This is a genomic window from Enterococcus sp. AMC2644 (genome assembly GCF_058216475.1).
The window spans coordinates 553,586-567,474 of the sequence record NZ_CM177095.1; the positions used below are offsets into that span (position 1 = coordinate 553,586).

11 protein-coding genes are annotated in these 13,889 nt (G+C 35.0%); 1 reads left to right on the forward strand and 10 read right to left on the reverse strand.

Annotated elements, in window-relative coordinates; genetic code table 11:
* Positions 1-62 precede the first annotated feature (62 nt).
* From AC4BC5_RS02775 to AC4BC5_RS02790, 4 genes are all read right to left on the reverse strand, one after another.
* Complete coding sequence (locus AC4BC5_RS02775) at positions 63-1,784, reverse strand: ABC transporter permease/substrate binding protein (protein WP_490496650.1); 1,722 nt, start codon at positions 1,782-1,784, stop codon at positions 63-65.
* Positions 1,777-2,997 carry a quaternary amine ABC transporter ATP-binding protein gene (locus tag AC4BC5_RS02780; RefSeq protein ID WP_490496651.1) on the reverse strand — a complete coding sequence of 407 codons (1,221 nt, stop codon included), beginning with the start codon at positions 2,995-2,997 and terminating at the stop codon, positions 1,777-1,779. Before AC4BC5_RS02780 ends, AC4BC5_RS02775 begins: the two co-directional genes overlap by 8 nt.
* A gap of 133 nt (positions 2,998-3,130) precedes the next feature.
* Complete coding sequence (locus tag AC4BC5_RS02785) at positions 3,131-3,775, reverse strand: GntR family transcriptional regulator (protein ID WP_490496652.1); 645 nt, start codon at positions 3,773-3,775, stop codon at positions 3,131-3,133.
* Between the two features lie 70 nt (positions 3,776-3,845).
* A complete protein-coding gene (locus AC4BC5_RS02790; RefSeq protein WP_490496653.1) occupies positions 3,846-5,180 on the reverse strand; it encodes a hypothetical protein in 1,335 nt (444 codons plus the stop codon).
* A 91-nt stretch (positions 5,181-5,271) separates the two neighbouring features.
* Between AC4BC5_RS02790 and AC4BC5_RS02795 the strand changes: the two genes are divergently transcribed.
* On the forward strand, positions 5,272-6,375 hold the full coding sequence (locus tag AC4BC5_RS02795) for an NAD(P)/FAD-dependent oxidoreductase (RefSeq protein ID WP_490496654.1): 1,104 nt from the start codon (positions 5,272-5,274) through the stop codon (positions 6,373-6,375).
* A gap of 135 nt (positions 6,376-6,510) precedes the next feature.
* Here AC4BC5_RS02795 and AC4BC5_RS02800 read toward each other — a convergent pair whose 3' ends face one another.
* The 6 genes from AC4BC5_RS02800 to AC4BC5_RS02825 form a co-directional block, all read right to left on the reverse strand.
* Positions 6,511-8,067, reverse strand: a complete 1,557-nt coding sequence (locus AC4BC5_RS02800; RefSeq protein WP_490496655.1) for a bifunctional metallophosphatase/5'-nucleotidase — start codon at positions 8,065-8,067, stop codon at positions 6,511-6,513.
* A gap of 247 nt (positions 8,068-8,314) precedes the next feature.
* Entirely contained in the window at positions 8,315-9,724 is a 1,410-nt protein-coding gene (locus tag AC4BC5_RS02805; RefSeq protein ID WP_490496656.1) for an ABC transporter ATP-binding protein, read from the reverse strand.
* On the reverse strand, positions 9,706-10,410 hold the full coding sequence (locus AC4BC5_RS02810; RefSeq protein WP_490496657.1) for an energy-coupling factor transporter transmembrane component T: 705 nt from the start codon (positions 10,408-10,410) through the stop codon (positions 9,706-9,708). Before AC4BC5_RS02810 ends, AC4BC5_RS02805 begins: the two co-directional genes overlap by 19 nt.
* Positions 10,411-10,413: 3 nt before the next feature.
* Entirely contained in the window at positions 10,414-10,998 is a 585-nt protein-coding gene (locus AC4BC5_RS02815; RefSeq protein ID WP_490496658.1) for an MptD family putative ECF transporter S component, read from the reverse strand.
* 546 nt (positions 10,999-11,544) lie between these two features.
* Entirely contained in the window at positions 11,545-13,023 is a 1,479-nt protein-coding gene (locus AC4BC5_RS02820; protein WP_490496659.1) for a glycoside hydrolase family 32 protein, read from the reverse strand.
* Positions 13,024-13,038: 15 nt separating this feature from the next.
* The gene (locus AC4BC5_RS02825) at positions 13,039-13,887 is read right to left on the reverse strand and encodes a carbohydrate ABC transporter permease (RefSeq protein WP_490496660.1); all 849 of its coding nucleotides are present in this window, start codon (positions 13,885-13,887) and stop codon (positions 13,039-13,041) included.
* Positions 13,888-13,889 lie beyond the last annotated feature (2 nt).

Sequence of the window (13,889 nt, forward strand, 5' to 3'; positions counted from 1 at the left end):
TTCAATTATAAATAAAAAGCCTGTAGGAAAACATAATGTTATCTTACAAGCTTTTTAATTGTCTATTTTTTCCAGCTATTTACAACATCTTCATGAGCATCCATCCAGTCTCTTGCTGCTTGAACTGGATCAGCACCATTTTCGATTTCTAGCATCATGCCTTCAATATCTTCTAATTCCCAAGAGAAATTATCCAAGACGTTATAAACTTCAGGCATATCTTCTTTTAATCCATGGCGGACCATTGTGTGAATACTTTCTTCGCCACCCATCGTTCCTTTTGGATCTTCTAGATACTTCAAATCATACCGAGAAAACATCCAATGTGGTGACCAACCAGTAATTACGATTTCTTGTTCGTTCTTAACCGCATTTGCTAGTTCTGTAGTCATTGCACCACCAGAAGAAGTCATTAAATTCCAATCAGATAAGTTAGGATATTCTTTCACTGTTTTTTCAGCAGCAGAAACAACTCCTGCACCAGGTTCAATTCCTACAATTGTTTTGTTGGCTTGATCAGATAAATCTTCAATTGAATCAACATCCATGTATGAAGGAACAACTATACCTAAACGTGCGCCGCCTTCTAAGTTGGGACCTAAGTTCTCAACTTGATCTTTAAATTTTTCATATTGTGTACCATGTGTTCCTGGTAACCAAGCAGCGACCATCCCATCTGCTTCACCATTTGCTACGGCTTCCCACATAATCGAATTATCTAACGGAGTCATTTTCACTTCATACCCCATATCTTTCAACACTTCTGAAACAACAGTGGTTGAAGCAACTTCTGTATCCCATTCAACATAAGCTAAGTTTACAGTTTCTTTTTTATCACCTGACATTGAACTAATGGCTGTTCCACCGACTAAGATGACAATAACAGCAACAATTGCTCCTGTGATTAATTTCTTTTGTTTGGCAGTTTTTGGCGCTGTTTTACTTTTTGGTCGATTCATATTTTGTGTGAATCGATCCATAATAATTGCTAAAACAACTAATGCCAATCCATTAACAAATCCACTACCAACTTGTGAGCGTTGAACTGCAGATAAGACACCTTGACCTAAACCAGGTGCACCAATCATTGATGCAATAACAACCATTGATAAAGCTAACATGATCGTTTGGTTAATCCCGGCAAAAATTGTACTTTTAGCTAGTGGTAATTCTAATTTAAATAATTTTTGTTTTCCTGTTCCACCAAATGAATCAGAAGCTTCTACTAATTCTGTTGGTACTTGACGAATCCCTAAATTCGTCATACGAACGGTTGGCGGTAAAGCAAAAATTACAGAGGCAAATACCCCTGGTACCATCCCAATTCCAAAGAAAGCTACCGCTGGAATCAAGTAAACAAATCCAGGCATGGTTTGCATAAAGTCAAGAACTGGTGTAATGATACTTTGGGCTTTTTCACTTTTTGCCATTAATATCCCTAATGGAACCCCTATAACAATGGATACTAAACTTGAAATAATAACCAATGTGACAGTATTCATTAATGCTGTCCATAAACCTTGGTTATAAATAAATAATAAACCAATAAAGGTAAAGGCAGTTAAGCCCCATTTTTTTCCTGAAATAAAATAAGCTATCGCAGTCACAATTAGTAGCATTAGTAAAGGTGGTACTACTAATAAACCATTTGTCATGCCTTCCATGACAATTTGTCCAATTGTTTGTAAAACTGAGAATAATCCTGAGAATGTATTAGTTAACCAATCTGTTGCATTGGTTACCCAATCAGATACAGGTATCGGTTGTTGTAAAAAATTAAGCATTCGTAGTTACTCCTTCATGTGTTGTTTCATCTTTTGATTCAATGTCAGTTAATGCACCAATGACAGTTCCTCGAATAACAACGCCCATCAAACGGTCATTATCATCTACTACTGCTAACGGCGTTGGTGAATCATAGATTAAATTAAAGATTTCTGATACTAAGGTATCTTTGTGTACTTTTTGTACATTCTTATCAATAACTTCTTTTAACGATAATTCATTTTTACGTGCTTCACGTGCAGATTCTGCTGTCAAGCTACCCTTTAATTGACGTTTACGGTCAACTGCTAACAACATACTTACTTCTTCTTTACGCATACGTTGCAAGGCAACATTTGGTCCATCAATTTCAATATTTGTTGTTAAAGCCGGTACCATAATATTTTCCGCAGTTAACACTTTCGAACGATCCACATCTTCAACGAATTCACGAACAAAATCGTTAGCAGGATTTGTTAAAATTTCTTCTCCTGTACCGATTTGCATAATTTGCCCATCTTTCATTAAGGCAATTCGGTCACCAATACGCAATGCTTCATTTAAGTCATGCGTAATAAAGATAATTGTCTTTTGCACTTTTTGTTGTAATTCTAATAATTCATCTTGCATTTCACGACGAATTAACGGATCAAGTGCTGAAAATGCCTCATCCATCAATAAAATTTCTGGATCATTGGCTAATGCACGAGCTAATCCTACACGTTGTTGCATCCCACCAGATAATTGGTTTGGATATTGATCTTTAAATGATAGCAACCCAGAGTTATCTAAAGCTTGCTCAGCACGTTGGCGTCGTTCTTCTTTTGCTACTCCGCGTACTTCCAAACCATATTCAGTATTCTCTAAAATCGTACGTTGTGGAAATAGTCCAAAATTTTGAAAGACCATATTAATTTTATGACGACGTACCTCACGCAATTGTTCTTTGGTCATTTTTGAAACATCTTCTCCATCAATGTAGATGTTTCCAGACGAAGGTTCAATTAGACGATTCAATAGACGGATTAATGTAGATTTACCACTACCAGATAATCCCATGATAACGAAAATTTCTCCTTCGTTCACTTCAAAACTTGCGTCATAAACCCCGACTGTTGCCCCCGTTTTTTCAACGATTTCATTTTTACTTTTATTTTCTTTAACCATAGCTAATGCTTGTTGGCTCTTTTTCCCAAAGACTTTTGTTAGATGTTCAACACGAACTTTACTCAAACAAAAACACTCCTTTTCAATTATTTCATGATTTTTTTCTGAAAACCTCACCTAAGTGACCATACTATCGTAACATCGTGTGGTCACTTTGTCAAAAAAAACACACAACTCTTTTTAGAATTGTGTGTTTTCGCTATTTGCTTGGATAAAAAAAATTCTGCATTCGTTGAAAACTCAACTCATTGCCAACAAAATAGACCGTATTTCCAATACTCAGTTTTGCATAAGGTCCAGGTGATAATAACAATTCTGTTTCTGTTTGAATTGCCACTACAGTTGCCCCTGTCACCTGCCAAATATTTAACTCGACAATGCTTTTCTCCAAATGGGAAGCTTCTTCTGTTATTTTCAATTCATAGGGGATAAAAGGTGAAATATCATGAACTTGCTTTGTCTGGTTCACCAATGCTTCTATTAATTCAGAAAAATTAGCTACTTCTTGTTGTTGCCGATCAATGCTGTCCGCAATTTCTTGCTGAATTTCTTTGACCGATTGAACATTCCGATATTTTTCAACAAACTTTTGTGCATTCTCTTTTGAAGAAACATACGCTCCACTACCATGATGAACTTCCATAATTTCCAAATCAACCAACACATTAATTGCTTTGCGTGCTGTTTCTGGTGAAACGTTAAAATTACTTGCTAAAGTAGATCGTGCATGAATTTTCTCTCCGACTTTATAACGACCTTCAACCACCCTTTCGGCAATCTCAACGGCAATTTGCTGGTAGCGTGGAAGCGACACTCTTTTTTTAGGTTTCATACTTTTTTCCATTTTTCTACCTTCTTGTTCTCATATTTTAACTGCATAGTATCATAACTCTAATTCTGAAAACAAGTTTCCTCTAGAAAAAACCTTTCAAGCGTTTCTTTAATCGAGGGTCTAACAACGCGAATGATTCATCAAAAGAAGTCCCCAAATGAAGTTGTTTCGCACTAGCTAATAGCTTTGCACCAGTCACATAGTCTGGATTTTCACCTAACATACTATGAATATAGCTCGTTAATATTTCGGATTGTTGCTGAACTTCAGGACTCTTTAATAGCATAGCCAATGTTTCAAAGAAAATATCTGGTAATTCTTCCATCTTTTTTGTAAAAGATTGTTCATATTCTTCTTTTTCTAAACGAATTGCTCGTAATAACCCGTTACGGATAACTCTGGGAATTCCTAAAAAAAAGGATTGTTCAAAGCCATATTTTAAGTATACACGTAAAATTATCTGAAGAATTTCTTCCGATAATAAATACGTTCGTTCATTAAATTGTTGGAATATTAAACGAGAAAAACTAGGGTCTTCTCTATTTATTTGTTGCAATTGATCAAGAAGTTCTGAATAATATTTACGTGGAATTTTTGATAAAGGACTACCCTTTGGCAATAACAACTGACTTTTCTTCGTCAAGAACAGTTTATCTAAGTAGATATTCGTTGTTTGTAGGTCTTCTAGAAAATCTTGATAAAAATGTTCAAACAACTCTTTTTTTGCTAAAAATTGCGCTGAATCTCCTTTAGCTTGTTGATTCACACGACGTATTTCTGCTTCTAATGCTTCATAATCCGCGATGTAAATTGGCATCTTTGCCTTTCTAAAATCTAAAACACGACGAGGTAATTTTTGATTCATTTGTATAGGCTTTGCTAATTGATTATTACGAAAAACAGCATAACAATAACGTTGCCAGACCTGTTCAGGAAATTGAATTTGATTCTTTTTTAGCCATAATAGTTCATCTAAAGCAACATCAATTTCATTTACACCTTTTTGAATTTCTCGTGCTACTTCAATCGGAATGTGTAAGTGATCTGCAAAATGATTGATTCCTAAAGCCATTGTTTGATTTTTTTTTGTAGAATGCAAAATAAATTGAAATTTTAAAGGTCTGCCACATTTACAAATTAATTTGGTCCCATCTGGAAATGCATCTGGATAAAAAGGATTGATTTTCAATTCAGAAAAACGCCATTGTGTTGTTTGCATATAACTATTTTTTAAAAACAAAGAACGAATCCGATACTTTCTATGTTGGTCTAGCAAAAGTCTTTGTGCTTCAGTTAACGTATGTAATAGTTCCTCTCGCTCTTTCATAGTAAATGTTTTAGCAACTCGGACTGGATAAAATTGATTGCCTAAAAATTCAGGGTACCAATCTGCAAAAAAATCTAAATAATCAGTCATTATAATTACTCCTTCCCGGCTTTTTCAAATTGACAAAGCACTTTCTATTATACCGCTTTTATGTTAAAACTAGTGAAGAAAGGAGTCACTCATGAAAAAAATTGCGATTATTGGCGGAGGAATTATCGGCTTAACTCTTGCTAATTATTTAGATTCAACAAAGTTTGATGTCACATTATTTGATGACGGTATTGGCCAAGCAACTGGAGCAAGCGCTGGAATCATCTCTCCTTGGTTATCTAAACGTCGAAATAAAAAATGGTACCAACTGGCTAAAGATGGTGCTTCATTTTTCCCAAAGTTAATTCAAGACTTAAAATTAGATGAAACGATTTATTCTACTTGTGGTACATTATTATTACGTGAACAAAATAGCTTGTTTTCACTAGCCGAACTGGCAGAAGAAAGGAAACAAGCAGCACCAGAAATTGGAGACATTCAATTATTAACAGCCGAGCAAACACAACAAAAACTCCCCTTGTTAAAACCAACTCCTGCATTGTATATTTCTGGTGGTGGACGTTTAGATGGAAGGACCTATCTTATTCAGGCAACGAAACAAGCAGAAGCAAATGGCGTAACAATCGTTCGGGAGAAAGCGGCAATTTATCCAGCAAACGATTCATGGAAAATTAAAAGTCGCACTCACCTATTGGAAGTCGACGCTATCGCACTCACAGCAGGCCCATTTATACAACCGCTCTTAAAAACACTTGATTACGAAGTTGATATTCGTCCTCAAAAAGGGCAACTACTAGCCTTCGAAACACCTTATAAGGAAAGTCATCAATGGCCAGTTGCGATGCTAGATGGGGAAGCTGACTTAATTCCTTTTATGAATGGTAAAATTTTATTAGGAGCAACTCATGAAAACGACAAAGGATGGGATTTGACACCAACCAAGTCGGCTTTTGAACAATTAGTGACAGGAACCCAACAATTTCTATCAGATTCTACATTCTTTCTTAAGCAAACACCGCAGTACTTCATCGGTACTCGGGCTTATACTTCAGATTTTGCTCCATTTTTTGGTCCTTTGGAGAAAAATCTAATTGTGGCTAGTGGTTTAGGTTCTTCGGGATTGACTACTGGACCTTATATCGGTTACTTACTTTCAGAATATTTCAATAAAAAAATTTGGCAAACGGAGCAATATCAAAAACCATTGACAACATATATCAAAAAAGGACTATGACGTAAAAAAAAAGACAGAAGTATCCGAATAAAATAGAATGATTACGCCAAATCCAGGCGAAATTGCAATGAGGACCAACTGGACCGCAGGAGCAATCTTCTATTGTTCGGATATCTTGCTGTCAATCAACTTATGTCACAGTCCCTTTTTGCCAATAATTTTAAAATTATGATTAACTGTCGCTTCAATAACAGGACGCTTACGTAAATAGTCACTAATCAACTCAGTCATGTCTACTTTAATTTCACGAATAATTTTCTCAGGACCAAACATCGCATAATTTCCTCCACCAACAGCTCGATACTGACTCATCACCAGTTCTAATCGATCGGTCATATTAATTGGTTGACCATGATAAGCAAAAGTTGTAATACGTTGACCAACAGGCTTTCTCAAGTCGATAACATAATCAATGCCTTCATACATATCATAATTATAAAATTGTGGCTTAGGTCTAATATATTTAGGGTTAAACGCAATTTCATCATTACAAAGAATAAAATGATCTGCACTTTGTTCCAATGCTGCTTTCAATTCTGCACCAGTCACTTCGAGTACTGCGAGTGTATTTGGATAAACATAGTTGGTAATAATGTCACGCATTGTAATCACTTCTTTCAAGCCACATCCCTCATTATTAAACAATGCTGTACTGGAAATATCTATCCCACTTGCATCCATTTGAACTTTGTTAATAAATTCTATATACGGATGTTCGACAATTCGTGCTTGATTGGCATTACAAATACGCATATCTCCCTTAACATATCCCATCGGTTGATCCAACCAAGTTTCCAACTCTTCATTGATGTTAGCAAATTCTGCTACGATTTCATCGTCCATTTTCTCGTTTGCCGTTGTATGAAGCTTTGCTTTACTATCAGTAACTATTTTTGCTTCATTCAGCTCTAAAGTAATTTCTCCTAAAAATGCGCCTTGGAATCCTGGTTGAATTACGGGGATGCCATTGATTTTTGTGGCAATTTTTCGATGTTGATGGCCTGTTATTAGTGCATCAATACCAGAAACCTCCTGCAATAAAGTATATCCTTCATTTTCTCCTGTTAAATGTTCAGTTGGCTCACCAGTTTCAAGATCTTTTTCAAAGCCACCATGATAAGAAACAATCACAACATCGGCGAGCTCTCGCAACTTGGGAACGTACTTTTGAGCCGTAGCGACAGCACTAACAAATGTTAAATGCTCAATAATTTGCGGTTGTTCCCAATGAGGAATATATTGTGTCACTAACCCTAAAATAGCAATTTTAATTCCTTCTTTTTCTAGAATGACATAAGGTTGACCAAAGGCTGGTTCACCAGCTTCATTTAAGATATTCGCTGCTAAAACAGGATGCTGATAGCATGCAATAACCTCTTGCAGATAGTCAATGCCATAATTAAACTCATGATTCCCTAATACACTGACATCGTAGTTTAGATGGTTAATAATTTTGGTAATAGCTTGTGCGCCATGATGTGGATATTTACGGATATAATAGCTTAAAGGCGAACCTTGAATAAAATCACCATTTTCAACTAAAATAACTGGTCCAGTTGCTTTTTTTCGTAATTTATTTAATTTTGTAGCAACTTTGGCTGTTCCAAACGGCAGGTCCAAATCTCGTTGTGTGTAGTTGGTTGGCATGAGATATCCATGCATGTCACTTGTTGCAAAAATTGTTAATTTCATGTTAGTTCCCCTCTAGTCCATCTTCTTTTTCATGGTAAATCAAAAAAGCGATGATAGCAATTTAGAATGTCGATTCTCCTTATGTTTTCATCAAAATGTTTGTGTTTTACCAAGAGAAAAAGCTCCTCCTAATAAAAAATATCCGAACTATCGAAAGCTTAACGTTATGCTTCAGCAGGCTAGCTAAAAGACTAACGGATTTCTTCACTATAGTTCGAATATTTTCACTTTATGTTTGTTTATATTATTATTTTTTAGCAATGATTTTTTGATCGGCTATAATTTTTCCTTGATCCATTTCTATTATTCGCTGACAAGTCATCTGTAAAAATTCTTTGTCATGAGTAATAATCACAAGTAATATCTCTTGTTGCTGTAACCAGTGAATTAAATGACTGACTTCTTTCATTCGTTCTAAATCTAAACCACTGGTTGGTTCATCAAAAATTAGAATTTTCTTACCTGAAAGAATAGCAGCAGCTAGGGCAACTCGCTGCTTTTCGCCACCCGATAACGTCTGAGGATGGCGTTGAAGCAATGGTGCTAGTGACAAGCAGGTAACCACTTCGTCATACACTTCTAAATTTTTTGCTTTTGCAGTAATTTCTTTTTCTACAGTTTCAAAGAAAAGTTGGAAATTTACATCTTGCATAACAACATAGCTTTCTTTAATCAATTGTCTCATCGATACTTTTTTTCCACAATAGCTAATGTTTCCTTGCTTCGGTTTTAAAAGTCCTGTCAACAATTGACAAAGCGTTGATTTACCCGAACCATTTTTACCAACTAAACCGATGACTTCATTACTTGCTAAATCTAAGTGAGAAATCGCGAGTCCACTTTGTTGCTTCGGGTAACGATAGGCTAAATTTTCAACACTAAGAGTAGGCGCTGTTGATAAGTGATGTTCTGTTGTTTGAATCGATATAGCCTCTAAGCTACGCAGACCTAATTGTTCAACTTCTAATGGTGTTTTTGCTAATAATTCAGCTTTGGTCCAATGAATTCCTTCTGGTAAAAATAAAAAATGATCTGCGCTATCCATTAAATAAGACAAGCGATGTTCTGCAATCACAATAGTAAATCCTTCACTTTTTAACCAAGCTAAATAGGTGCGTAAGTTTTCAATCGTTTCTTCATCTAGATTACTCGAAGGTTCATCCAACAAAAATAATTTTGGTGCTAATGTACAAGCAGAGCCGAATGCAACGAGCTGCTTCTCACCACCAGAAAGTTGAAACATACTCTTATCTAATAAATGTGTCAAATTAAATTTTCTTGCTACTGTTTTTACACGCTCTACCATTTCTGGCTGAGCAATTCCAGCGTTCTCCATTGGAAATGCCAGTTCAGAATACACATCTTGGGTAAAAAATTGTGTTTTAGGGTTTTGAAAAACCATACCAATAGTTTCCACATGATCCGTAAATTCACGCGTTTCTAATGATTGCTGGAAAACTTTCCCCATGCCTTGCATAGTTGCCTCATATAACTCTGGAATTAAGCCACTAAATACTTTAATAAGAGAAGACTTTCCACTTCCACTTTTTCCACAAAGAACAAGCATTTCTCCAGGTTGAACTTGCAAATTAATTTTTTTTAAAAGCTCCTGCTCCTGATAGTGCAAGGAAAAATCAGTTAACTCAATGATGGCCACAATAATCTTCCTCCTATACATAGAACAAGTATGACTATTAAAACATAATCTTGCCATTGAAAGCGCAAAGGATAGATACTTGTATGCTTTTTAGCATTTCCCAAACCACGAACCATCGCTGTTGCAGATAAATCAATTGCTGTATTGTCGGCAGACATTAAAATCGGAATGATAATATACTCCATCGTTGTAAGTGGATGTAAAATCATTTCCCAGTAACTCATAGCAATTCCTCGGAAACGTAGAGCTTTGCGAATGTTTTTAAAATCTTGCAATAAGGTTGGAAAAAACCGGAACAAAACAGTCAAAGGAACAATTAATGCAAATGGAATCCGTAGCTTTTGCAACGCTGCAATCCATTCACTGATTTTTGTTCCACTCATTGCAAAACTTGCAGACATCAGCGTTGGCAACAAACGACGACTACCAATTAAAACAAAAGACAACAACCCGAAAATTGCGTGATTGCTTTGTGGATATACCCAAAAATCTAAGACTGCCAATAACCAAAATACAGAATAGTAGCCGATGCCTTTTTTCCATTCTCCAATCAATAAAAATAAAATGAACAAAATTGTCATAAATAAACACTCATAAGTAAAAGAGAGCGGAACCATCAAACTAAAACTTGCAAATAAGATAACACATAATTTTGTTCGAGGATCGAATGTCAGCCCTTTACACATGTCTTACCTCTTTGGTTGAAAATGCTTTGCTAATAATCTGCGACCAATATAAATACCCACAATTGAACAAATGATAACTGACACTACACATACGATAAAGCCAACTGTTGTAATTGGTGTAAATACATAATTGATATAATCAGCATCTTTCCCACGACGAATTAAGGAATCAATATAAGCATTTTTCATAAACCACATCGGTAATAACGGTCCTGTTAAGCCAAAACTAAAAATAGTATAACTAACTAAAGTACGTAATTTTTCATCAGCATTCCAACGATATTGAATAAAATCAGCTAAAATTGCACAAACAAAACTTGGAATGAACGATAATGCAAAATGTCCCGTAACTAAAAAGAGGAGCCCAAATACCCCACCCATGACTGATATTCCACCAAAACGTGGAACCTTTTGTAACAGTAGTAAATAAATAATCCCTGAAAAAAGTGCTGAAGCCGCAGGTAATAATAAGGAATCAAAAACAGGTACGGCTAATTTTAAAACAACCATCACAATCGCAACCACAAAAAAATAGATAGCTGTATAAACGCCTGTAAAAATAAGTTCTTGCATTTTTAGTTTCTTCATAGAAAGCTCCTTTATCTAATATTTTTAAATAACTTCCACGATTGAAAATTATATCACATTTTAGAAAGGTACTTATCGTTACTGCTTGTGAAAATGAAAAAACATGCCATTACTGAATACGAGTTAAAAGATAAACACTCGCTTAAAGAAATACAGAATGGTACTAAGCATGTTCTGATTGGCTCGTTGGATTGACAATACTAAATGGAAGAATCCCAGGAACACTAAAATAAGAAAAATAATATTGCCAGAAATTTATTAGTCGATAGGTGCTCGTTTCAATGATTAAAAATTATACAACAACGATTTGAAACTATTACAAGTGTACCCATGACTTTTGATGATCACATAATAATCGTATATTTTTAATGCGTGAAACATTTGAAGGTTCGGTTGTCAAAAGCATCTTACATCCAAGCACAGTCAAGCGTTACTCATCATGAAAAAAAATGAACTATTTGCCAAAAATCAGCAAATAGTTCTCTAAAAAATTTATTATCTTTTTGTGTCCGCTTGACAGGTCTAATCAAACAGACTTAGTTTTTCTTATTCAGAAATTTTACTACTCTTAAAAGTATCAATTACCAAAGGACCTTCACTAATCTGTAAGCTCATATTTTTTCCTTTTTCTTGTTCATAAAATGTAAAAGTCATTGTTTCACCCGTTGCAGTAAAAATTTCCACTGAAGAAGTGTCTCTAAAGATCTCTAATTTCAACTGATTATCAACTAACGGGACACGAAGCTCTCGTTTCGTTAATTGTTTTTTTTCGATTCCTTTAATATCATAACCTATATTTTCTCGTGAAAAACTTAGTAATGCGGTTGTTTCATCATACTCCAAGCGTAGACCTTCTTTATCTTGTGCATATAAGAATGTCACTTTTTGTCCCTTAACAACCTCGACAGCTAATTGGATATACTGTTGATCCAATACGCTATCTATAAAAACGATTTGACCACTAGCAATCTTTTGGTCCTCCATACTAATTGTTTCTTCAAATATATCATAAATATCTTTAGGCGGTGTCTGTATTAGACAATTATCTTTCACATGTAATTCTCTTGGTAAGGTCATCGAACCTGACCACCGATGGTTTAAATCGTGCGTTGGAATCGTTCGGTGCCACATTTGCATCCAAGCAACCATGATACGCTCCCCATTTGGACCTTCACATGTTTGTGGCGCATAAAAGTCTAATCCATGATCAATCTCATGATAATTTTCAACAGTCAATTTTCCTGTTTGCCAATCCATTTCGCCAATAAACACTACTGTTGAACTAGTATTCAAGTATGAATAGTCTGCTACTTCCATTTCAATTGGTGAGAAAATCAATACATCTTTTCCATCTAAATGAAATAAATCGGGACACTCCCACATAATTCCTTGATTTTCTTTTCCTTTTGCTACAACAGATTTGAACTTCCAGTCAAATAAATCAGCTGATTCAAACAATAACATTTGACCGCGTTTATCTTCTGTTTGTGATGCAACAATTGTATAATACATATCTGTACGTTGAAAAACTTTTGGGTCTCTAAACTCGGCAATATTACCAACTCCGTCGATATGTTCTTCTGCAATAATCGGATTATTCGCATATTTTTCAAAATGAATACCATCTTCAGAAATAGCTAAACATTGAACTTCCCTACGATAATCGCCTTCTTCAACATGACCAGTATAAATTAGATGTAGCTTACCATCTTTTTCAATTGCACTTCCAGAAAAGCAGCCATTTTTATCGTATTCTTCACTTGGTGCCAAAGCGACAGGTAAACTTTCCCAATGAACTAAATCTTTTGATTTTGCATGTCCCCAATGCATAGGTCCCCAGACACTATCATACGGATAATATTGGAAGAATAAATGATACTCACCTTTAAAATAAACAAAACCATTAGGATCATTAATCCAGCCAATAGGTGCCATTAAATGATAATGATTACGATAAGTTGGAATTACTTCGTGGATGTTCTTTCTAATAAATTCATTTGCTTTTTCAACTTCAATTTTATGCAATTATTTCACGTCCTTTTATTTTATACCTGTACCTGAACCACCTAAACCTTGTAAAATATACTTTTGTGCCACAATATAAATAATAATCAATGGAATTGTGGAAATAGTCAATACTGCCATCACTTGATTAATATAGACTGGTTGAGTGGTATTAATAGTTGTTATAGCTACTTGCATCGAAAATTTACTGCTATCAGTTAGTACCATTAATGGCCAAATATAATCATTCCAGCTACCAATAAAGGATAATACTCCGACCGTTGCTATTGCTGGTTTCGACATAGGAAGCATAATGCTAAAGAAAATACGTACAATATTGGCACCATCTAAGCGAGCAGACTCAATAATTTCTTCCGGAATTGCAATGAAAAAGTTTCTAAATAAATAAATATTAAATACACTTGCCATTGCTGGAAGAATAACTGCCATTCGTGTATTCACTAATCCTAAAGCATTCACAATCGTAAATTGCGGAATTAACACAGTTTCCATAGGGATAATTAATAACGCTAAAAGGATTCCAAAGATGATTTTTTTTCCTGAAAAATTGATTTTAGCAAAAGCAAACCCTGCTAACGAATTGACAATAACTGAACCAAAAGAAAAAGTTAAACCATAAAATACACTATTTGCTAAATAAGTAGTAATACTAAAACGTTCAAGTACTTCTTGATATGTCTTAAACCAGTTAGCTGGATTCAAACTAGGTAAAAAAGCTTTTAAAGAAGTAAGATTTGTATACACTTCTGCTTCTGGTTTCATTGAAGAAACTAGCATCCATAGCATCGGGAAGATAAAAAGTGCAGCTAATAAGAATAATAAAATGTATTCAAGTATCATTAAAGGCCCTACTTTTCTTGTCATAG

Coding starts and splice junctions, on each gene's coding strand:
- AC4BC5_RS02810 (WP_490496657.1), bottom strand. CDS start 10,410: ATGTGTAAAGGGCTGACATTCGATCCTCGAACAAAATTATGTGTTATC.
- AC4BC5_RS02795 (WP_490496654.1), top strand. CDS start 5,272: ATGAAAAAAATTGCGATTATTGGCGGAGGAATTATCGGCTTAACTCTT.
- AC4BC5_RS02800 (WP_490496655.1), bottom strand. CDS start 8,067: ATGAAATTAACAATTTTTGCAACAAGTGACATGCATGGATATCTCATG.
- AC4BC5_RS02825 (WP_490496660.1), bottom strand. CDS start 13,887: ATGACAAGAAAAGTAGGGCCTTTAATGATACTTGAATACATTTTATTA.
- AC4BC5_RS02785 (WP_490496652.1), bottom strand. CDS start 3,775: ATGGAAAAAAGTATGAAACCTAAAAAAAGAGTGTCGCTTCCACGCTAC.
- AC4BC5_RS02815 (WP_490496658.1), bottom strand. CDS start 10,998: ATGAAGAAACTAAAAATGCAAGAACTTATTTTTACAGGCGTTTATACA.
- AC4BC5_RS02790 (WP_490496653.1), bottom strand. CDS start 5,180: ATGACTGATTATTTAGATTTTTTTGCAGATTGGTACCCTGAATTTTTA.
- AC4BC5_RS02775 (WP_490496650.1), bottom strand. CDS start 1,784: ATGCTTAATTTTTTACAACAACCGATACCTGTATCTGATTGGGTAACC.